At 72.3% G+C, this 21684-nt stretch carries 16 protein-coding genes; 15 read left to right on the forward strand and 1 reads right to left on the reverse strand.

The window, feature by feature from the left end:
* From ACFVZW_RS14830 to ACFVZW_RS14900, 15 genes are all read left to right on the forward strand, one after another.
* The gene (locus ACFVZW_RS14830) at positions 1-942 is read left to right on the forward strand and encodes a chlorinating enzyme (protein ID WP_384520923.1); all 942 of its coding nucleotides are present in this window, start codon (positions 1-3) and stop codon (positions 940-942) included.
* 1 nt (position 943) lies between these two features.
* Positions 944-2113: an alpha/beta fold hydrolase gene (locus tag ACFVZW_RS14835; protein WP_384520926.1), complete on the forward strand. Its 1170-nt coding sequence runs from the start codon at positions 944-946 to the stop codon at positions 2111-2113.
* Between the two features lie 2 nt (positions 2114-2115).
* Complete coding sequence (locus ACFVZW_RS14840) at positions 2116-2856, forward strand: SDR family oxidoreductase (RefSeq protein WP_384520929.1); 741 nt, start codon at positions 2116-2118, stop codon at positions 2854-2856.
* A gap of 37 nt (positions 2857-2893) precedes the next feature.
* Positions 2894-3970 (forward strand): thioesterase domain-containing protein, encoded by a 1077-nt coding sequence (locus ACFVZW_RS14845; RefSeq protein ID WP_384520932.1) that lies wholly within the window; start codon positions 2894-2896, stop codon positions 3968-3970.
* A gap of 2 nt (positions 3971-3972) precedes the next feature.
* Positions 3973-4197, forward strand: coding sequence for an MbtH family protein (locus tag ACFVZW_RS14850; RefSeq protein WP_384520935.1), 225 nt, complete (start codon positions 3973-3975; stop codon positions 4195-4197).
* Complete coding sequence (locus ACFVZW_RS14855; protein ID WP_384520937.1) at positions 4194-12449, forward strand: amino acid adenylation domain-containing protein; 8256 nt, start codon at positions 4194-4196, stop codon at positions 12447-12449. Before ACFVZW_RS14850 ends, ACFVZW_RS14855 begins: the two co-directional genes overlap by 4 nt.
* On the forward strand, positions 12446-13729 hold the full coding sequence (locus tag ACFVZW_RS14860) for an MFS transporter (RefSeq protein ID WP_384520940.1): 1284 nt from the start codon (positions 12446-12448) through the stop codon (positions 13727-13729). The genes ACFVZW_RS14855 and ACFVZW_RS14860 overlap by 4 nt, the downstream gene beginning before the upstream one ends.
* Before the next feature lie 8 nt (positions 13730-13737).
* Positions 13738-14385 carry a YqcI/YcgG family protein gene (locus ACFVZW_RS14865; protein ID WP_384520943.1) on the forward strand — a complete coding sequence of 216 codons (648 nt, stop codon included), beginning with the start codon at positions 13738-13740 and terminating at the stop codon, positions 14383-14385.
* A complete protein-coding gene (locus ACFVZW_RS14870; RefSeq protein WP_384520945.1) occupies positions 14386-15111 on the forward strand; it encodes a 4'-phosphopantetheinyl transferase in 726 nt (241 codons plus the stop codon).
* Positions 15108-16232: a ribosome small subunit-dependent GTPase A gene (gene rsgA, locus ACFVZW_RS14875; RefSeq protein ID WP_384520948.1), complete on the forward strand. Its 1125-nt coding sequence runs from the start codon at positions 15108-15110 to the stop codon at positions 16230-16232. The genes ACFVZW_RS14870 and rsgA overlap by 4 nt, the downstream gene beginning before the upstream one ends.
* A gap of 212 nt (positions 16233-16444) precedes the next feature.
* Positions 16445-16627 (forward strand): hypothetical protein, encoded by a 183-nt coding sequence (locus ACFVZW_RS14880; protein ID WP_329119050.1) that lies wholly within the window; start codon positions 16445-16447, stop codon positions 16625-16627.
* Between the two features lie 50 nt (positions 16628-16677).
* Positions 16678-17700, forward strand: coding sequence for a guanitoxin biosynthesis L-enduracididine beta-hydroxylase GntD (gene gntD / locus ACFVZW_RS14885; RefSeq protein ID WP_384520951.1), 1023 nt, complete (start codon positions 16678-16680; stop codon positions 17698-17700).
* 31 nt (positions 17701-17731) lie between these two features.
* Positions 17732-19063, forward strand: a complete 1332-nt coding sequence (locus ACFVZW_RS14890) for a cation:proton antiporter (RefSeq protein ID WP_384520954.1) — start codon at positions 17732-17734, stop codon at positions 19061-19063.
* Positions 19060-19248, forward strand: a complete 189-nt coding sequence (locus ACFVZW_RS14895; RefSeq protein WP_384520957.1) for a hypothetical protein — start codon at positions 19060-19062, stop codon at positions 19246-19248. Before ACFVZW_RS14890 ends, ACFVZW_RS14895 begins: the two co-directional genes overlap by 4 nt.
* Before the next feature lie 69 nt (positions 19249-19317).
* On the forward strand, positions 19318-20622 hold the full coding sequence (locus ACFVZW_RS14900; protein WP_384520960.1) for an MFS transporter: 1305 nt from the start codon (positions 19318-19320) through the stop codon (positions 20620-20622).
* A gap of 18 nt (positions 20623-20640) precedes the next feature.
* Here the strand turns inward: ACFVZW_RS14900 and ACFVZW_RS14905 are convergent, their stop codons facing one another.
* Positions 20641-21510, reverse strand: coding sequence for a sigma factor-like helix-turn-helix DNA-binding protein (locus ACFVZW_RS14905; protein ID WP_384520963.1), 870 nt, complete (start codon positions 21508-21510; stop codon positions 20641-20643).
* Positions 21511-21684: the final 174 nt, after the last annotated feature.

Consider the following 21684-nt stretch of genomic DNA (forward strand, 5'->3'; position numbering starts at 1 on the left):
ATGACCACGGACACCCCGAAGGCACAGCAGTCGTTCGCCCTTTCCGAAGCAGAGATAGACCAGTTCCACCAGCAGGGATTCATCGGTCCCTTCACCGCCTACGAGCCCGACGAGATGCGGGAGATCTGGCGCAGGACCCGGCTGCAGATGCTCGACCGCAGCCACGCGGTCTACCCGGACGACGAGCTCTCCGGCGCCACCAACATCTCCAACTACGACCGTCACCTCGACAACGACTTCCTCGCCGCCCACATCGGCAAGCGCGAGATCGTCGACCGGGTCGCCTCCATCCTCGGCCCGGACGTCATCTGCTGGCGTACGGAGTTCTTCCCCAAGCACCCCGGCGACGAGGGCACCGACTGGCACCAGGCCGACACCTTCGCCAACGCCTCCGGCACCCCGCAGATCCTGTGGCCGGACAACGCCGAGTTCGGCGGCACGATCACCGTCTGGTCCGCCTTCACCGAGGCGAAGGTGGAGAACGGCTGTCTGCAGTTCATCCCCGGCACGCACCAGCAGATGAACTACGACGAGACCAAGAAGATGCACTACGACCCGAACTCGATCAACGGGGTCGACAAGGACGGCGTGCGCCGCGGCTTCTTCGGCTACGACTACCGCGAGCTGCAGGTCGACCCCGACTGGAAGCCCGACGAGGACGCGGCCGTCTCGCAGATCATGGAGCCGGGCCAGTTCATCATCTTCTGGTCGACGCTGATGCATGCCTCGCACCCGCACGAGGGCCTGACCAACGACATGCGGATGGGCTTCGCCACCCGCTACGTCCCCTCCTCGGTCTCCGTCTACCCGGGCAGCGACCACATCGAGGAGTACGGCGGCCGCATCAGCCTGGAGCGCTACGGCTCCGTCCTGGTCAGCGGCGAGAACAAGAACCCCGGCAACCGCATGGTCACGGAGACCACCCGGGGGAAGAAGTTCTGAGATGACCACGAAAACCCTGAGCGTGGTCGAGGTCCTGGAACTCTGCCAGCCACTGCTGGGCGCGGCCGCGGAGACCCTGCGGGTCTTCCCGGCCGGGGAGCGGGCCGCCGAGGAGTACGGGCCCGGGGCCGTCGCACGGTGCAACGAGGTCCTCACCGCCCTCGGCTCCGCGTACGGCCTGACGGTCCCCCGGTTCGTCTCGCCGGCCCCGGAGCGCCCGTCCAGCCTCGAGGTCGCCCTCAGCACCTACTGCGACCTGGAGCTGGGCAGCTGGCGGCCGGTGGCCGAGAGCTCGGGGGAGCGGGACATCCCGGCGGACGGCCTGGCGGGGCTCGCGGCCCTGCCCGGCCACCGCAGGATCGAGGCCGAGGGCGTGCCCGCCTTCGACTCCTTCGCGGCGGGGCCGACCGGGGACGAGGCGATCGTCCTCGTCCTGCCCTCCGGGGTGCCCGCCACCCTCTTCCGGCCCTGGCTGGAGGAGCTGTCCACGGACCGGCTCGTCGTCACGTACGAGAACCCGTACCTCTTCGGGCAGTGGCGGACCCTGGACACCCCGGAGGCGGACTTCGCCGAGGAGACCGCGCTGGTCGGCGCGCTGCTCACGGCGTACGGACTGCGGCGGGCACACCTGGTCGGGATCTGCGGAGGAGCGCCGGTCGCCCTCGACGCGGCCGCCGCGTTCGGCGAGCGCGTGGAGACGCTGACCGTGCTCCACCCCGATCTGAACTTCGGGGCCGGGGTCATGCGCACCCCGTTCCAGAAGCAGTTCCAGAGCGTGCTCGCCGGGGCGGCCTCCGGCCCGCGCCGGGCCCGCGAGACGCTGAACCTGTTCCTCGACCCGAACATGCTCTTCGGGGTGCCGCCGCGCCTGGCCCCGTACGTCCTCTATCCGTACGGCGACGCGGAGCTGTTCCACCGCTACGCCAAGCAGAACCACGCGCTCATGGCGTACGACGCGAACCACGCCGCCCGTCGGGTCGGGCAGCGGGTGCTGATCGCCACCAGCCGTACGGACCGGATGACCCACCCCGAGACGGCGCACCACTTCGGCGAGCTGGTCGCGGGCGAGGCCACGGTCGTGGAGCGGGATTCCGGGAACCACCACGACATCCTGATCCCGGACGCGGAGATCTACACGATGCTCCGGGAGTTCATCGGCGGTGGGGCGTGAGCATGCCCGCGCCGTCGGCCGAGCGCGTCGCCGTGGTCACCCACGCGACGCGCTACGCCGGCCCCGGCTCCGTGGAAAGCCTGCGCAAGGCCGGCTACACCGTCCTCTGCCACGACGAGGACTTCCTCGACGAGGCCGCGCGGACCGCCTTCGAGGAAGGCCGCGACGGGGCGGTGGCCTGCGACGCGAAGACCCCGACCGGGGCGGTCGGGCAGGCCGTCAAGCGGTACGGCCGGCTCGATCTCGTCGTCAGCAACGACGTCTACCCGGCCCGCTATCTGCCGGTGGACCAGGCCGACCCGGCGGAGCTGCGGCGGGCCGCGGAGGCGCTGCTCGTCACCCCCGCGGCCGTGATCGCGAAGGCCGCCGCCCCCATGAAGCGCCGGGGAGGCGGGCACATCGTGCTGATGACCTCCGCCGCGCCGCTGCGGCCGGAGACCGGGTTCTCCGTCTACAGCTCGCTGCGCGCCGGAGCCTCTGCCTACGCCCGGGCGGCGGCGCGCGAACTCGCCCCGCACGGCGTGACCGTGCACGCGATCGCCCCGAACTTCCTGGAGAGCGAGACCTATTACCCCGAGGAGCTGTGGGGGACGGACCAGGGCCGGGAGAAGCTCCGCGGACTGCTGCCGGCCGGCCGGCTCGGCACGGCGCAGGAGATCGGCGACCTGGTGGTCTTCCTCGGCAGCGGCTCGGCCGACTTCCTCACCGGTGACGTCATCCACTTCACGGGCGGCTGGGCCTAGTCCAGCACCGGTAAGCGACCAGAAGGAGAGTTCCCCTGTGAGTACTCGGCCGACAGCGCCCGAGGAGTGCGAGGTCACACCCGGGCACAGCCTGGTGGAACAGACCCTCGTCGAGATCTGGAAGACGACGCTCGACCGGCCGTCCGTCGGCCTCGACGACGACTTCTTCGCGACCGGGGGCGACTCACTCCTGGCCCTGGTGACCATCGAGCAGATCAACCAGCGCCTGGGCTGGGCGCTCAACATGGGCGACCTGCTGCGTCACCGCACGATCGGCGCGCTGAGCGCGCACAAGGCGCCGGCGAAGGCCGCGAACACCGAGCGGGCCATCATCCGGATGAGCAACCAGGGTTCGCGGACCCCGCTGCTCTTCATCCACCCCGGTCTCGGTCTCGTCGACGGCTACGCCCGTCTCGTACGGCTCCTCGGCACCGACCGGGGCTGCTACGGACTCCAGTCCCCGCACATCAGCGCGATGGACGTGCCGGACGACATGCGGGAGCTCGCCGAGCTGTACGCGGACCTGATCGAGGACGAGTTCGGCGAGGACGAGTTCCATCTCGTCGGCGCCTGCGCGGGCGGGGTGATCGGCTACGAGATCGCCCGTATCGCCGAGGAACGCGGGCTCGGGCTGCGGAAGCTGGTGATCGTCGACGGCTACCTCGACGGCTCGGCCCCCGAGGTGGACGAGGCCGAGCGGCTCGTCGAGTACCGCGACGACGTGCTGCGGATCGTCGCCCCGCACACCGCGTACCCGCTGCTCGCCCCGGCCGACGCCACCCAGGAGGGCGTCTACCGCGAGATCGCCGCCGCGCTGTTCGGTGCCGGCTGGGAGGCCCACGGCGACGGTGGGACCCGGTTCGCCGAGCGGCTGCACAAGGCGTTCCGCACCACGGCGCGCGCCCTGGAGACCTACCGTCCCGAGCCGTTCGACATCGACGCGCTGATGCTGCTCGCGAAGGACAACGAGACCCTCCCGGACTGGCGCAGGGCGATCACCGGCGAGCTGACGGCCGAGGTCATGGACTCCGAGGAGCACGGCCTGCGGCTCTGTGTGACCGACGCGGCGCACATCGCCGCGCGCATCGACGACTTCGTGGGCGAGGGACAGTGACGATGGACCAGTCAGGCACCAACCCCTTCGAGAACGAGTCGGGCGTGTACCGCGTCCTGACCAACGCGGCGGGCGAGCACTCGCTCTGGCCGGACCTCGTCCCCGTCCCCGAAGGCTGGGACACCGCCTTCGGCCCCGACGCACGGGCCGCCTGCCTCGGCTACGTCGAGGAGCACTGGACGGCCCTCGCCCCGGCCGGCTCCCAGGGACGGGACCCGCGCTCATGACCGCCCGGGTGGAGAACGCGGCGGACACCGGCGCCCGGACCTCGGGTCTCGTCGAGCGGTTCGAGGAGCAGGCGGCCCGGGCGCCCGGCGCCGTCGCCGTACGGTGGGGCGCCACCTCGCTCTCGTACGCGGAGCTGAACGCGCGGGCCAACCGGATCGCGCACCGGCTGATCGCCCGGGGCATCGGCCCCGAGGACACCGTCGCCGTCGCCCTGCCGTCCTCGCCCGAGCTGGTGGCGGCCCTCCTCGGCACGCTCAAGGCCGGCGCGATGTACCTGCCGCTCGACCCGGGGTATCCGGCGGAGCGCCTCGCCTACATGACGGCCGACGCCCGCCCGCGCGCGCTGATCACCGTCCCCGAGGTCGCGGCCGAGCTCGGACCGGTCGAGGCGGCCACCCTGTACGTGGGCGAGGAGGGCACCGGGCCCGCCACGAACCCGGCCGGTCGGTCCGCCGGGCCGGGCACGGCCGCGTACACCATCTACACCTCCGGCTCGACGGGCCGCCCCAAGGGCGTCGTCGTCACCCACGGCTCGCTGGCGAACTTCCTCGGCTTCATGTCCGCGCACCACCGGGTGCACGCGGACGACGTCGTGCTGTCCACGACCCCGGTCTCCTTCGACATCGCGGGACTCGAGCTCTACCTCCCCCTGGTCAACGGAGCCACGCTCCACCTCGTCCCGCGCGGCACCGCCGTCGACGGCGCCGCGCTGCGCCGGCATCTCGCCGAGGCCCGGCCCACCCTGATCCAGGGCACGCCCGCCCTCTGGCAGCTGCTGCGCGAGGCCGGCTGGACCCCCTCCGAACTGATCGGCGGCACACGGGTGTTGTGCGGCGGCGAGGCGCTGCCCCAGGATCTGGCCGACTTCCTCTCCGCCGACGGCCACGCCGAGGTGTGGAACCTGTACGGACCCACCGAGACGACGATCTGGTCCCTGCTCGCCCCCGTGCGCGCGGGCGAGCCGGTCACCATCGGCACCCCGCTGTGGAACACCGGCACCCACGTCCTCGACGAGCGCCTCACGCCCGTCGCCGACGGCGAGCCCGGCGAGCTGTACCTCTCCGGCGACGGCCTGGCTCGCGGCTACCGCGGCCGGGCCGCGCTGACCGCCGAGCGGTTCGTCGCCTGCCCCTTCGGCACCCCCGGGGCCCGGATGTACCGCACCGGCGATGTCGTGCGCCGCCGCGCCGACGGCGCCCTCGACTTCCTCGGCCGCGTCGACGAACAGGTCAAGATCCGCGGCTACCGCATCGAAATCGGCGAGATCGAGGAGGCGTTGCGCCGACTGCCCGAGGTCGCCCAGGCCCGTGTCGTCGTCCGCGCGGACGCCGGCGACCACCGGCAGCTCGCCGGCTATGTCGTCCCCGCGCTCGGCCGCACCCCCGAACCCGTCGCGCTGCGCGCCGCGCTGACCGCCTGGCTCCCCGACCACATGGTCCCGGCCGGCATCGCCGTCCTCGACCGTTTCCCGCTGACCCCGGCCGGCAAGGTCGACCGCAAGGCCCTGCCGTCGCTGGAGTTCGCGCACTCCACCCCGTACCGCGCCCCGGGCGACGAGCGCGAGCGGGCCCTGGTGGAGCTCTTCCGCGAGGTCCTGCGCGTCGAGCGCGTCGGCGCCGACGACGGATTCTTCGACCTCGGCGGCAACTCCCTGCTCGCCACCCGCCTCCTCGCCCGCGTCCGCGCCACCCTCGCCGTCGAACTGCCCATCCGTACGGTCTTCGAGGACCGCACCCCGGCCGCGCTCGCCCGCCGCCTCGCCGAGGGCGCCCCCGCCCGGCCCGCGCCCCGGGTCATGGAGCGCGGGGAGCGCATCCCCGTCTCGTACGCCCAGCAGCGCCTCTGGTTCCTGCACCGGCTCGAAGGCCCCAGCACCACCTACAACCTGCCCATCGCCGTCCGGCTCACCGGCGAGCTGGACCTCGACGCGCTGCGCGCCGCCGTGGGCCATCTGCTCGCGCGCCACGAGAGTCTGCGGACGTACTTCGCCGAAGGCCCCGGCGGAGCCGAGCAGATCGTGGTGCCCGCCGCCGACGCCCGCGTCGACGTCACCGTGCACGACGTGCCCGAGCCGGACGTCCAGGCCGAGATCGACACCGCCGCCGGGTACCTCTTCGACCTGGCCGCCGAGATCCCGACCCGCGTCGACCTCTTCCGCACCGGCCCCCGGGACCACGTCCTGCTGCTCTGCATCCACCACATCGCCAGCGACGGCTGGTCCCTCGCCCCGCTCGTGAAGGACCTCTGCGAGGCGTACACCGCCCGCCGCCGCGGCCAGGACCCCGAGACGCCGGAACTCGCCGTGCAGTACGTGGACTACACGCTCTGGCAGCGCGAGCTGCTCGGCTCCACGGACGACCCGGACTCCCCGATGTCCCGGCAGCTCGGCTACTGGCGCGAACGGCTCGCGGGCGCCCCCGAACTGCTCGACCTGCCCACCGACCGGCCCCGCCCGGCGCTCGCCACCTTCCGCGGCGACGTCGTCCGCTTCGAGGTGCCCGCCGGGCTGACCGAGCGGCTCCAGGAGCTCGCGCAGCGGGAGCGGGCCAGCCTCTTCATGGTGCTCCAGGCCGCCGCCGCGACCCTGCTCGGCAAGCTCGGCGCGGGCACCGACATCCCGCTCGGCTCCCCGCTCGCCGGCCGCGCCGACAGCGCGCTCGACGAGCTCGTCGGCTTCTTCGTCAACACCCTCGTGCTGCGCACCGACACCTCGGGCAACCCGGCCTTCACCGAACTCCTCGCGCGGGTGGGCGAGTCGAACCTCGCCGCCTACGAGCACCAGGACCTGCCCTTCGAATACCTCGTCGAGGTGCTCAACCCGGCCCGCACCACCAGCCACCACCCGCTGTTCCAGGTGATGCTGGTGCTGCAGAACAATGTCGAGCCCGAGTGGCGGCTCGACGGGCTCGCCGCCGTCCACGAGACCGTGCCCACCCACACCGCCAAGTTCGACCTGACGATCGAGCTGACCGAGCGCTTCGACGCGCGGGGCGGGCCGGACGGGCTGCGCGGCGAGATCGAGTACGCCACCGACCTCTTCGACCGGGAGACCGTCGAACGGTTCGCCCGCCATCTGCTGCGGATCCTCGACGCCGTCGTCGCCGACCCCACCCGCCGGCTGGACTCCATCGACCTGCTCGACGAGGCCGAGCGCACCACGCTCCTCGACACCTGGAACGCGACCGCGCGCGAGCTCCCCGGCGACTCCTTCCCCGCCCTCTTCGAAGCGCAGGTCGCCCGCACGCCCGACGCGCTCGCCCTCGTCCACGAGGACACCGAGCTGAGCTACGCCGAGCTCGACCGGCGCGCCAACCGGATCGCCCACTGGCTCATCGAGCGGGGTGTCGGCCGCGACGACGTCGTCGGCCTGTCGTTGCGCCGCTCGCCCGAACTGCTCTGCTGCCTCCTCGGCATCCTCAAGGCCGGCGGCGTCTATCTGCCGCTCGACCCCGACTACCCGGCCGAGCGGCTCGCGTTCATGGTCGAGGACACCCGCCCCAAGGTGTTGATCACCACGGGCGACGTCCTCGCGAAGCTGCCCGCCGAGGCGCAGGACGTGCTGCGGCTCGCCGTCGACGACCCGGGCACCACGGACGAGCTGGCGGCCCTGCCCGACCGCGCCCCCGGCGACGCCGAGCGGCGCGACCCGCTGCGCCCCGAGGACCTGGCGTACGTCATCTACACCTCGGGCTCGACCGGCCGGCCCAAGGGCGTCGCCGTCACCCACCGCGGCATCCCGAACCTGGCCCGCAGCTACATCGAGCGGTTCGCCCTCGACGAGAACTCCCGCTTCCTGCAGTTCTCCTCGATCAACTTCGACCCGACGTTCTGCGAGATGTGCTGCACCCTGCTCTCGGGCGCGGCCGTGATCCTGACCTCGCCCGAGGAGCTGCTCTCCCCGGACCGCCAGCGCGCCCTGACCGCCCGCTTCCGGCCCACCCACATCACGTTCTCGCCGACGATCCTCGGCTCCATGGCCGAGGACGCGCTCGCGGACGTCCCGTACGTGATGGTGGCCGGCGAGGCATGCCCGCCGGGCCTGGCGGCGACCTGGTCGCGCGGCCGGACCATGATCAACGCATACGGGCCGACCGAGGCGACCGTGGACACCCTGTACTGGGAGTGCGGCAGCGCAGGACCCGCCTTCGAGGCCGACTCGGTGCCGGTGGGCCGCCCGGTGCACAACACCCGGGTGTACGTCCTCGACGCCGACCTGCGGCCCGTCGCCCCGGGCGTCACCGGCGAGCTGTACATCGCCGGGCACGGCCTCGCGCGCGGCTACCTGAACCGGCCCGGCCTGACCGCCGAGCGCTTCGTCGCCTGCCCGTACGGCCCCCCGGGCTCCCGGATGTACCGGACCGGCGACCTCGCCACCTGGCGCACCCTGCCGTCGGGCGAGGGCGTCGTCGACTTCGTCGGACGCGCCGACGACCAGGTCAAGATCCGCGGGATGCGGATCGAGCTCGGCGAGATCGAGGCCGTGCTCGACACCCACGAGGGCGTCGCCCAGGCGGTTGTCGTCGTCCGCGAGGACACCGCGCAGCACAAGCAGCTCGTCGGCTACGTCGTCCCGAAGGCGGCCGACGCGGCCTGTCGGGCCCGCGGCCTCGCCGACGACATCGAACACGTCGACCGATGGCAGGAGATCCACGAGCAGGGCTACAGCGAGCAGCAGGACCTGGGTGTCGAGCAGGACTTCACCGGCTGGAACAGCAGCTACGACAACCGGCCCATCCCGCTGGAGGAGATGCGCGAGTGGCAGGCCGCCACCGTCTCCCGCATCCTCGACCTGAAGCCCCGCCACGTCCTGGAGGTCGGCGTCGGCTCCGGCCTGATCCTCTGGCAGGTCGCCCCGCACGTCGAGACGTACGCGGGCGTGGACTTCTCGCCCTCGCTGATCCAGACGCTCGGCGGCCGCGTCGAGGAGTCGGAGCTGCGCGACCGGGTGCTGCTGCGCAGCCTCGCCGCCCACGAGATCGGGGACCTGGCCGGCCGCCGCTTCGACACCGTCGTGATCAACTCGGTCGCCCAGTACTTCCCGAGCGTCCCGTACCTGATCGACGTGCTGAAGCAGGCGATGGACCTGCTGGAGCCGGGCGGCCGGATCTTCCTCGGCGACATCCGCCATCTGCGGCTCCTGCACCCCTTCCTCACCGCGACCGCGCTGCACGGCGGGGCGCACGCCGACGAACCGGTCGCGGCCGTGCGCGACTTGGTGGCGCACACGGTGGAGCTGGAGAGCGAACTCCTCCTCGACCCCGCGTTCTTCAGCCGGATCGGCGAGGAGATCGCGGACGTCGCCGGCGTCGACATCCAGCTCAAGCGCGGCCACCACTCCAACGAGCTGACGGACTTCCGCTACGAGGTCGTGCTCCACAAGCGGGGCGCGGAGCCGCGCTCCCTACGGGACGCGGCCGAGCTGCTCTGGCAGGAGGCGGGCGGCCTGGACGCCGTACGCGAACTGCTCGAGTCCACCCGCCCGGCGACGCTCCGCGTCACCGGTGTCCCGAACCGGCGGGTCGCCGCCGAGGTCGCGGCCGCCCACCGGATCCGCACCGGGTCGGCGGGCCGTGTGGCCGACCTCGGACTCGACGGACAGGAGCGCCCCGGCATCGACCCGGAGGCCGTCCACGCCCTGGCCGAACAGCTCGGCTACCGCGCGAAGGCCACCTGGAACGACGCCTCCGAGGGCGACCTCTTCGACGTCGTCCTGATCGAGGAGGCCGCCGAACATCCCTTCCTGACCGATCTGTTCCTGCGCAAGGCGACCGGCGGGCAGTCCCTCCACGAGCAGGGCAACGACCCGCGCGCCGAGGACCACGGCCGCAAGCTCGCCCTCGAAGTGCGCCGGCACGCGGCCCGGCAGCTCCCCGAGCACATGGTTCCCGCGGCCGTCGTCCTCCTCGACAAGCTGCCGCTCACCCCGAACGGCAAGCTCGACACCCGTCGGCTGCCCGCGCCGGACTTCACCTCGCGTGCCGTCCGCCCGCCCCGCACCGAGCGGGAGATCGCCCTCGCCCGGCTCTTCGCCGAGGTCCTCGGCCTGGAGAGCGTCGGGGTGGACGACCAGTTCTTCGACCTCGGCGGCGACTCCATCCGCTCGATCCAGCTGGTCAGCCGGGCCCGCGCCGAGGGTTTCGTGATCACCCCGCGGGACGTCTTCCAGCACCAGACCGTCGAGGCGCTGATCGCCCGCGCCGCCGAGGCGGCCGAGACGCTCGACCCGGCGGCCGTGGCCGCGGGCGAGCTGCCGCACTGGCTGAAGACCCTCGAAACCCCGGACCCCTCGTACGGCGACCCCGGCGGCACGTACGCCTGGTCGACCCGTACGCTCCCCGCCGAGCTCGCGGACGCGCTGCTCACCGCCCTGCCCCGGATGTTCCACGCCGGCCCCGAGCACATCGCGCTCGCCGCGCTCGCCCCGGCGCTCATCGAATGGCGGGGGCGGCGCATCCCGGAGGCCCGGTCCGCGCTCCGCGTGGATCTCGCGACCGCGGCCGTCCCGGAGGCGGTGCCGGTCCGGCTCACGCCGGGCCTCGCCGACCTGGAGAAGAGCCTGACGGACCCGCGCGGTCTGGCCCGCGCGCTGAAGCGGGTGAAGGAGCAGATCCGCGCCCTGCCGGCCGAGGGCCGCAACTACGCGGAGCTGCTGCGGGGCGGCGAGGACGTACGGCGGCAGTTGGCGGCCTTCGCGCCGTCGCAGGTCTGCTTCCGCTACGACGGCTCCGGCGACACCCGGCCGTATCCGCTGCTCGTCGACGTGCGGCGGGCGGAGGACGGCTCGGTCGACACCCGCTGGCAGTGGGACACCGCGCTCTTCGGCGAGGCGGACGTCGCCGCGCTCGCCGACCGGTGGACCCGGACCCTGACCGCCCTCGCCGGCCTGACCGCCCACCCGGAGCTGGGCGGGCTCACCCCCTCCGACGTACGGCTCCTCAGCCTCAAGCAGTCCACGCTCACCGACCTGGAGCAGACCTACCCGGGGCTGCGGGACGTGCTGCCGCTCGCCCCGCTCCAGCAGGGCCTGCTGCTGCACGCCGGCGCCGCCGACCCGGAGACGGACGACGACCCGTACCAGGGGCAGACGGTCTTCGACCTGGACGGGCCGCTGGACGCCGATCGGCTCCGGCGGGCCGCGCACGACCTCCTCATGCGCCACGACAATCTGCGGGCGAGCTTCGCGGTCCGCGGTCTGGAGACACCCGTCCAGGTCGTACGGGACACCGTCGAGGTGCCCTGGGCGAGCCACGACCTGTCCGGGCTCGGTCCCGCCGAGCAGGCCGCGGCGCGGGAGCGGATCGTCGCCGAGGACGCGGCGCTCCGCTTCGACCTGGCGACCGGTCCGATGCTCCGCTTCTCGCTGCTGCGGTTCTCCGACACCCGGCACGAACTGCTCGTCGCGGACCACCACATCCTCCTCGACGGCTGGTCCATGCCGGTCGTCTGGGGCGACCTCTTCGCGCTGTACGAGGGCCGTGAGCCGGAACCGGTCACCCCGTTCCGCGACTATCTGGCCTGGCTGGCCGAGCAGGACCGGGACGCGGCGGCCGAGGCATGGCGGACGTACCTCACCGGTGTCGACGCGCCGAGCAGGGTCGGGCATGCGGGCCTCTCCCCGCACGTCCTGCCGCGCACCACCTCCGCCGTCCTCCCGGCCGGTCTCACCCGCGATCTGACGCGGGCCGCCGCCCGGCTCGGCGTCACCCTGAACACGGCGCTGCAGACCGCCTGGGGCCTCCAGCTGGGACGCCTCACGGGCAGCGCGGACGTCCTCTTCGGCACCACCGTCTCGGAGCGTCCGGCCGAGATCGACGGCATCGATTCCGTCGTCGGCCTGCTCATCAACACCGTGCCGCTGAGGGTCCGTACGGAGCCCGGCGAGCCGCTCGCCGCGACCCTCGGCCGGGTCCACTCCGCCCAGCTGGAGGTCTTCCCGCACCGCCACCTGTCGCTGACCGAGATTCAGCGTCTGGTGGGCGTGGGCGAGCTGTTCGACGCGTACTTTGTCTTCCAGAACTACCCCGACCAGGAGGATCCGGCCGGCGGGACCGACGGACTGGGGGTGAGCGAGCGGACCGACGGCGCCAAGGGCGTCTCGCACTATCCGCTCGGCATCACGGTCCTCCCCGGGGACCGTCTGGAGATCCTCTTCGGCTACCACCCCGATCTGTTCGACCAGCGGCGGATCGACACCATCAAGGAATCCCTCATCGAGATCATCGAGGCCATCGCGGCGGAGGGCTCGGCATGAAGAGCTTCTTCCGACTGATCCGCGAACTGCCCATCCCCGTAAGGATCCTGCTGCTGTGCGCGATGGCGCGCGCGGTCAGCTTCTTCGCGATCCTCGCCTACCTCCCGATCTACCTGCACGACGCGCTCGACATGAACGGCGCCACCATCGGCTATGTGCTGGGGGTGTGCCTGATCGTCGGCACGGTGGTCAGCGTCTACGGCGGCTATCTCGCCGACCGCTTCGTGAAGGTCCACTTCATGATCGCCCTCGACGTGGTGCTCACCGTCCTGTACGGCGGGCTGCCGCTGATCGGCTCGCCGCTGCTGGTGATCGGCGTCCTGCTGGCCGCGAACATCGCCTCCTCGTCGATGAGCGTCACCGCCAACGCGCTCCTCGCCGATCTGCTGCCCTCGGAGAACCGGGCCAAGGTCTTCTCGCTGCGGTACTCGCTGCAGAACATCGGCGCGGCCGTCGGCCCCTTCCTGGGCGTCTGGACGGTGCAGGCAGGTCAGGGCGGTCCGTTCCTGCTCTCCGCGGGCGTCATCTTCGCCGCCCTGTTGCCGCTGCTCGTCTTCCGCAAGCTCTTCACCGGCGCGGCGGCCCAGGAGGCCACGGCCCGGCAGGCGAAGACCGAAGAGGCGGCGGGCGACGCCGAGTCGATGAACTTCCGCGAGGTGCTGCGGGTGATGCGGGCCGACCGGAGGCTCGGGCTCTTCACCCTCGGAGGCATCCTCAGCATCGTCGTCTACGGACCGCTGCTGACGTACATGTCGCAGTACCTGGTCACCGTCGAGTCCCGCGACACCGCCTACCAGCTGGTCGCCTACATCTCGGCCGCCAACGCGATCGTCGTGATCTCCACCCAGTACGTCATCGGCAGCAGGCTCAAGGAGAAGACGCTGCTGCGCTGGCTGACCTGGGGCACCGGGGCGTTCGTCCTCGGACTCGTCGGCATGGCCCTGTCCACCGAGGCGTGGATCATCGTCGCCGCGATCGTCGTCTTCACGATCGGCGAGGTGATCGTCGTACCCGCCGAGTACATGTTCATCGACGCCATCGCGCCCGACAACCTGCGCGGCAGCTACTTCGGGGCACAGAACCTCGTCCACATCGGTGTGGCCATCGGCCCGATCATCTGCGGCTTCCTGCTCGTGCACGCCTCGCCCGCGGCGATGTTCGCCGCGCTCGTCGCGCTCGTGATCGCCGGCTGGTGGTTCTACGTCCTCGGCTGCCGCGCCACCGCACCCGGCACCGCCGCCGCCGTCGTCGGTGCCGACGCACAGAAAGTGAATCCGTGAGGTAGACCATGAGCTTCGACGAGATCGTCCAGAAGACCCTCTGCCCCTTCGCCAAGCCCTCGAAGATGGGCCCGGCCCTCACCGTCACCACGGCCGACGTCGAGCGGGAGCTGAGGGAACACCGTGCCGCCATCGCCGACTTCTTCCGTACCGCGAGAGACGCGGAGCGCGACGGCATGGTGATCACCTTCGAGGACGAGACGCTCGGCGCGTCCCTGGACTCGCTGACCCGGCTGACGAAGCGGTTCTTCGAGACGCTCTGCGCGCTCTGGCCGAGCGTCTACATCCAGGACGCGCCCGAGCCGGACGAGACCTGGTACGCCATGATCGAGGGCGAGCGGTTCTTCGTCGTCTCCTTCGCCCCCTGCTATCCCGAGCACTCGCCGCGCTACAACCACGGCAGCCGGCACACGTACTTCCTGCTCCAGCCCGCCTCCACCTTCGAACGGCACGCGGAGGCGATCGACAAGCGCAGGGAGCGCATCCACCGGGCGTTCACGGCGGTGGGCAAGCCGTACGACGCCCGGCTCGCCAACGTCGAGAACGACATGTTCAAGTCCGTCATGCCGATCGCGCCGATCGACCGGCACATCCCGTGGTGGGAGGCCGAGGCGGAGGTCGGCGCCGCGGCCGGCGAGACGAAGCGGGCAGGATAGATGATCGAGGCGCTCCTGCCCCGGCCGGTCGCGACCGCGGAGGCGTTCGGCGACCCGGCCGGGGAAGCCGTCCCCTTCCCCGGGGAGGAGCATCTCCTCCCCGGCGCCGTGCCCGCGCGGCGCCGGGAGTTCACCACCGCGCGGGCCTGCGCGCGGCGGGCGCTCGGGCGGCTCGGTGTCCCGCCCGCGCCCCTCCCGTACGACTCCTCCCGCGCCCCCGTCTGGCCGGCCGGCTTCGTCGGCGGCATCACGCACTGCACCGGCTACCGGGCCGCCGCCGTCGCGCGGGGGACGGACCTGGCGGCCCTCGGCATCGACGCCGAACCGCACGCCCCGCTCGACGGCACCGGTGTGCTGTCCATGGTGAGCAGTGCAGAGGAGCGGGCCCATCTCGCGGAGCTGGCGGCGGTCCGGCCGGACGTGCACTGGGACCGGGTCCTGTTCAGCGCCAAGGAGAGCGTGTTCAAGGCGTGGTTCCCGTTGACCGGGCGGTGGCTGGACTTCACGGAGGCCACCGTCGCCTTCCAGCCGCGCACGGAGAGCTTCACCACCCGCCTGCACGTCGAAGGACCGCTGGTCGACGGAGTGCGCACGGCCGCCTTCGAGGGGGGATTTCTGGTCAGCGACGGGCTGGTGATCACCGCGACGACGGTGCGCCGGGCGACCCTCGCGGGGCGGGGTGCCGAGAATGACCCCGATCTTTCACGACCGAGAGGGCCCCGATGACGCGTGTGACGCTCCCGGCCTACGGGTGGGACTCCGACTGGGCGGACGCGTTCGCGCCGTACGAGGGGACGGGTCTCGTACCCGGCCGGGTCGTACGGGTGGACCGCGGGCGCTGCGAACTCGTCGTGGAGGGCGGTGAGGTGGGGGATGTGGCGGGCGGCGAGACGGCCGTAGTGACGGTACGGGCCGACACCGAGCCGGTCCTCGGCTCCGATCCGCGCGACACCCCCTGCACGGGCGACTGGGCCGCGGTCGACACCGCTCCCGCGAGCGGCCCCGTCGTCCGGGCGCTGCTGCCCCGCCGTACGCGCTTCACCCGTTCGACCTCCTCCGCGCGCTCCGAGGGCCAGGTCCTGGCGGCCAACATCGACCTGGCCGTCATCGCGGTCTCGCTGGCCGTCGAGCTCGACCTGGGCCGGCTGGAGCGCTTCCTCTCCCTGGCCTGGTCCAGCGGCGCCCAGCCCGTCGTCGTCCTCACCAAGACGGACCTGGTCCCCGACATCACCCATCTCGTGAGCGACGTCGAGCAGGCGGGCCCGGGGGCCGCCGTGTTCCCCGTCAGCGCGGTCAGCGGCGCGGGGCTCGACCTCCTCGCCGCCGAACTGACCGGCCGCACCTCCGCGTTGCTCGGCCAGTCGGGCGTCGGCAAGTCCACGCTCGTCAACGCCCTGCTCGGCGTCGAGGAGCAGGAGGCGGGCCCGGTCCGGGGCAGTGACGGCAAGGGCCGGCACACCACCACGACCCGCGATCTGCTGCTCCTGCCGAGCGGCGGGCTGCTGATCGACACCCCCGGGCTGCGCGGGGTGGGGCTGTGGGAGGCCAACGACGGGCTCTCCCAGGTGTTCGCGGAGATCGAGGAACTGGCCGCGCACTGCCGTTTCCACGACTGCGAGCACCATGCCGAGCCGGACTGCGCGGTGCTCGCGGCGGTCGAGGACGGCAGGCTCTCGCACCGCCGATTCGAGAGCTACCGCAAACTCCTGCGCGAGAGCGCCTGGATCGCCTCGCGCACCGACGCACGGCTGCGCGCCGAGCTGAGCCGGGAGTGGAAACGCCGGGAGGCGGCCGGTCGGGAGATGTACGAACGCAAGCGTGGCGGGAAACACCGTAAGGCGTTCTGACGGTGGCCGGAGCACCGTCCCCGACCGTGGATCTGGCCACTTGCAGCCACTGCACCATGGTGCCATCCGAACTTGTTGTAGCGCCCGTTCGGCCCCTGGCAGATTACTCAACGGCGGGCCTTCGGTCGACGGCCACACAATGGCCGGCTCGTCGGCCCGCCTGCGGAATTGAGTAATTCACTCAGGTCACTTCGATGGAATCGGACGGGAAAATGCGAAGCAAGGCATTCGTCTACCTGATCTCGTGCGCCGCGGCCGTGACGACGACGGTCCTGGGGGCCACCACCGCGCAGGCGGCGCAGACCCACGAGGTCGCGTCCGCCCCGGCGGCGGGTGCGACCGCCGCCACCCCCGGCCCGAACGGCGACGGCGGCGACAGCTGGGGCTGGGACTGAAGGCCGGATCCCCAGGCCCCGACACCCACACGCCAGAGAGGGCGAATTCCGTGACCATTGACCAGGGCGTACTCCACTACGACTTGTCCGCCGACGAAGTCGCCCAGCTGGACGCGCTGATCGCCGGACTGGGCGAGGCGGGCTGCGATCCGGGCGACCCGCGCTTCCACGACGAGGCCTGGGAGCTCGCCTCGCGGCTCCCGGTGGGCGTGCGGAAGTTCCTCGCGGAGTTCCGGCGCGACGATCCGGCCGCCGCGTTCAAGATCAGGGGATTCGCCGTCGACGACAGCGCCGTGGGGCCCACTCCGCGGAACTGGGCGGAAGCCGCCGCGTCGCTGCGGACCCGGCGCGAGGAACTCTTCCTTTCCCTGATCGGAAAGTGCCTCGGTGAAGTCTTCAGCTGGCCGACTTTGCAATCCGGAAGAATGATCCAGAATGTGCTGCCGATCGCCGGTGAGGAGAACGAGCAGAGCGGTCACGGCAGCGACGTCCTGCTCGAATGGCACACCGAGGACGGGTTCCACCCCTATCGCTGCGACTATCTGGCCCTGTTCGGAATCCGAAACCACGATCGAGTTCCGACCACCGTCGCCTCCATACGGGATGTGACGCTCAGCGCGGAAACGCGCAGGGTCCTCGGAGAGCCGCGGTTCTACATTCTTCCGGACGACGAGCACCTGCGGCAGCTCGCCGCCCAGCAGCCGGACCATCCGGGCCTGTTGCGGATGCGGGCGATGCGTGAGACCCCGGAGCCGGTGGCGGTGCTGTTCGGCGCGCCGGACTCGCCGTACCTGCGGATCGACCCCTTCTTCATGCGCTGTGTCGAGGGCGACGCCGCGGCCGAACAGGCGCTCAAGGAGCTCGTGCGGGAGCTGGAGGCGGCGACCCGCGACGTGGTCGTCGAGGCGGGCACGCTGCTCGTCGTCGACAACTACCTCGCCGTGCACGGCCGCAAGGCGTTCACCGCCCGCTACGACGGCACCGACCGGTGGCTGCAGAAGGCGATCATCACCCGTGACCTGCGCAAGTCCCGCGACACCCGGGACACGGCCGCCGGCCGGGTCCTGATCTGACACCCGCCGAGAGAAGAGGAGGAGAGGTGTGATGGCAGCGTCCGAAGGTGTCCCGGTGGACGCGATCGTCCTGGCCGACGTCGCGATCGTCCTGGTCGTGGGCGCCGTGATGGTCCGGCTCGGCCGGCGGCTGCACCAGCCGCCGGTGGTCGCGGAGATCGCGGCCGGTCTGATGCTCGGCCCCAGCCTGCTCGGGCTGCTGCCCGGCGATCTGCCCGCGCTGCTGTTCCCGCCCGAGGCCCGGCCGGGCCTCTCGGCCCTCGCGCAGCTGGGCCTCGCGCTCTTCATGTTCCTGGCGGGCTGGGAGCTGGACCTGGGCGTGCTGCGCGGCCGGATCAGGTCGGTGGGCTCGACGGCCGTCCTCGCCATGGCCGTTCCGTTCGTGGTGGGAGCGGGGGCGGCGGCGCTGCTGTACCGCTCGTCGGCGCCCGACGGTGTCGGCTCCGACATGTTCGTGCTCTACATGGCGACCGCGTTCTCCATCACCGCGTTCCCGGTCCTCGCCCGCATCATCCGGGACCGCCGTCTCGGCCACACCCGGGTGGGCACGACGGCGATGGCCTGCGCGGCGGCGGGCGACGTGGTCGCCTGGTGCGTGCTGGTCCTGGTGGTGGCGCTCGCGGGCGCCGGAAGTGCGGGTGGCGCTGGTGGGGCGGCCGACGGCATGGGCGGGCTGTTCACGGTCATCGCCCTGACCATCGCCTACGCGGCGGCCATGGCCTTCGTCGTACGGCCCCTGCTGCACCGGGCACTGCGCCTCGCGGCCGGAGGACGGCAGGAGACCGGCGTACGGCTCGTGCTGATCGTGGCCGGTGTGCTGCTCTCCTCGTACGCCACCACCTGGATCGGCATCCACGCCATCTTCGGGGCCTTCGCCTTCGGCCTGGTCATGCCCCGCAAGGACGCTCCGCGGCTGCACCAGCAGATCGGTGCGCCGCTGGAGAAGGCGGCCGGGCTGCTGCTCCCGGTCTTCTTCGTCATCACCGGCCTCTCCGTCGACATCGGCGGACTCGGCTGGTCCGGGCTGCTCGCCCTGCTGCTCATCCTGGTGACCGCGGTGGTCGGGAAGTTCGCCGGCGCCGCGATCCCGGCGCGGCTCTCGGGGATGAGCTGGCGGGACGCCGGCGCCTTCGGGACGCTGATGAACACCCGGGGCCTCACGGAGATCGTGATCCTCGGGATCGGCCGGGACTTGGGCCTGATCGGGCCGGAGCTGTTCACCGGCATGGTGCTGATGGCCCTGGTGACCACGGCGATGGCGGGCCCCCTGCTGCGCCTCCTGGGGGTCGGGGACGCCTCGCCGTTGTCGATGCCGGAGCAGCCCGTAGGGGACCGCAAGCAGCCGATCGGGGCCAAGGGGTGAGCCCCGCGCGGTACTTCGGGTACGAGCTCCGGACCGACGGCACGGTCGTCCTCACGTGCGGCTGCCGGACCGTCGGGGTGGTGCGCGGCGACGCCGAGGTCGCGCGGTTCCTCGACGAGCTGACGGAGGCGGGTGACAACCGTCAGGAGGCGCTGGCCCGTTGGGCGGCCCGGACGTCGGTTTAGCCCTGCTGAAGCATCGCTGTAGAACTATTCGCTTGTGGTGACGCGTCGGGGTGGGGGAGGTTCGCTGACATGCGATCCGATTCACCCTGGCGCGTGCCCGACTTCCGTACGTTGTTCTCGGCGGCGGTCCTCGGTCACCTCGGTACGAACGTCGGTTACGTCGCCGTCCCGCTGATCGCCGTCGAGGCCCTGGACGCGAGCCCCGGCGAGGTCGGGGCCCTCGCCACGCTCGCCACCCTGGCCTTCCTGCTCATCGGCCTCCCCGCCGGAGCGTGGGTGGACCGGCTGCCCCAGCGCCGCGTCCTGATCGTGGCGGACACGGCCCGCGGACTGCTCTTCGCCTCGGTGCCCGTCGCCTGGTGGTGCGACGCCCTGACGCTCGCTCAGCTCTACGCCGTGGTGCTGCTCAGCGGCTGCGCGATGGTCTTCTACGACATCGCGGGGCAGAGCATCCTGCCCCGCTTCGTCGGCCGGGACGGTCTCGTCCAGGCCAACGCGGCCATGGTCAGCCTGATGGCCGTCACCAACGTCACCGGGCGCGGAGCGGGCGGCGGCCTGGTCCAGCTGCTCACGGCCCCGGTGGCGGTGGCGGGGGCCGCGGTGAGCCACCTGGCCTCGGCGGTACGGCTGTTGTGGCTGAAGGAGGGGCCGGCGGACTCCGCGGCGCCGGCGGCCGCCCGGGCACGGGAACCGCTGCGCGCCCAGATCGCGGCGGGCGTACGGCACGTCCTCGGGAACGGGGAGCTGCGGGCGCTCGCGCTGAGCGCGTCGCTCACCAACCTGGGCTCGCAGATCCTGAACACGATGATGCCGGTGCTCTTCGTCCGCGAACTCGGGCTCTCCGCCGGTGTCCTCGGCGTCTACTGGGCGGCCGGCGGCCTCGGCCTGCTGCTCGGCTCCCGGTGCGCACGGGCGGTGGCGGCCCGCCTCGGCTTCGGCCGCACCCTGGGCCTGGCGGGGCTCGTACTGGCTCCGGCCGGACTCCTCGTCCCCCTCATCGGCCACGGCCCCTGGCTGTGGCTCGCGGGCGCCGGGTGGCTGCTGGCGATGTTCAAGACCGGCATCGACAACGTCCTGGGCGTGAGCCTGCGCCAGCGGATGACCCCGGACGCGATGCTCGGCCGGATGAACGCGACCTTCCGCTTCCTCCTCACCGGAGCGCTGGCGATCGGCGCCGCGACAGCGGGCCTCCTCGGCGAACTGGTGGGCATCCACCCCACGATGTGGGTGGGCGGCGCACTCCTGGCCACCGCCTTCCTGCCGGTGTTCCTGTCCCCGGTGAGAAGCCGCCGCGATCTCCCGGGACAGGTGGGCCACGTCGCCGGCGCGCAGCGGGCGGCGGGGGTGAAGGGCGCCGGGTCCACGTCGTCGTGAGGTGCTCACCTCGCGGTCTCACTCGGGCAGGAGCTCCACGGCCAGGCGGTGAAGGTGGCCCGGGTCCATCAGGATGTCGACGGCCGTGACGTGGGCGTCGAGGACCGTGAAGGCGAGCACCGACCTCGGGGTGCCGGTCGGGGCCCACACCAGGCCGGCCGCGCCGTCCACCAGCGCGATCCGGGCCGAGCGGGCCCGGTCGGCGAGACCCTCCGCGACCCGCTGTGCCCCGTGCGCGGTGGTCGCCCCGTTCCGTATCGCCTCCGCGTCCGCCCGCAGCACCACGTCGGGGCCGAGGAGCGCGAGCAGCGCGTCGGCATCGTCCCTGCGTGAGGCGTCGAGGACGGCGGCGACGACCTCGCGCTGACGCCCCAGGTCCGGTTCCGGCATCTCCTCCGTGCCCTGCACCCGCCGCCTCGCCCGGGCCGCCAGCTGGCGCGCCGCGGCGGGGGTGCGTTCCACGATCGGGGCGATCGCCTCGAAGGGCACCTCGAACATGTCGTGGAGCACGAACGCCAACCGCTCGGAGGGCGTCAGCGTGTCCAGGAACGCGAGCAGCGCCCGCTCCTCGGGATCGGCACTCCGCCCGGGCTCACCCGCGCCCCACGGGTCCCAGGGATCCTCGCGCCGGGACTCGCGCGACCGCAGCATGTCCAGGCAGACCCTGGCGACCGCCGCGATCAGCCGGCGGCCCGGATCGACGATGTCCTCGTCGCTGTGCTCGGGGCCGGTGCGGCTCAGCCGCTGCTCCGCCTCGCGCACGGCGTCGTCCGCCTTGCCGAACGAGCCGAGGAGCTTGTACGCGACCGCCCGCAACCGCGGTCTGTGCTCCTCGAAGCGGTCCGCCAGGGACGCGTGACCGCCTCTGTTCACCGCGTGATCGACCACCTGTCGCAACCTCCGTGAGGCATGGCGTCACGGTCATCGGGCACCGGACGGTCGGAGCCGGGGGGGGGGGGCGGGGGGGGCGCGGCCCGAGCCCCCCCCGCGCAGGAGCGGGCTCGGAGGGCCCCGAGCCCCCCGCGCCCCCACCCCCGCGGGCGGAGCGCACCCCAGAGCGCG

The sequence above is a fragment of the Streptomyces sp. NPDC059567 genome, from assembly GCF_042735655.1.
Taxonomy (GTDB): domain Bacteria; phylum Actinomycetota; class Actinomycetes; order Streptomycetales; family Streptomycetaceae; genus Streptomyces.